The following is a 337-nucleotide window of genomic DNA, read 5'->3' as shown; positions in this document are numbered from 1 at the left end:
GAGCGACTGGGCCCCGATGAAGCAATCGCCCGCTGGCTGGCGCATGACCGGCCGCTGCCCGGCTTCGGCCACCCGCTCTATCCGGAAGGCGATCCGCGCGCCGAAGGGCTTTTTTCCGGCCTCAAAATCGACGATGGCCTATCGCGGCTGCGCAAGGCGGTCCTCGCCGCAACCGGCTTGCATCCGAACATCGATTTCGCGCTCGCCGCGATGACCCGCAGCCTGCGCCTGCCCCCCGACGCCCCCTTCCGCCTGTTCGCGCTCGGCCGCAGCATTGGCTGGACGGCGCATGCCATCGAGCAGGTGACCAGCAACAGGCTGATCCGGCCACGCGCCC

1 protein-coding gene is annotated in these 337 nt (G+C 69.7%); it reads left to right on the top strand.

Annotated elements, in window-relative coordinates; genetic code table 11:
- The coding region (locus EN851_RS34825; RefSeq protein WP_281041125.1) for a citrate/2-methylcitrate synthase at positions 1–337 on the top strand (337 nt) is incomplete at both ends.

Source organism: Mesorhizobium sp. M8A.F.Ca.ET.208.01.1.1, assembly GCF_004791315.1.
Taxonomy (GTDB): Bacteria; Pseudomonadota; Alphaproteobacteria; order Rhizobiales; family Rhizobiaceae; genus Mesorhizobium.
The sequence above is the reverse complement of the archived record's forward strand: the minus strand, read 5'-3'. Positions and strand labels throughout refer to the sequence as shown.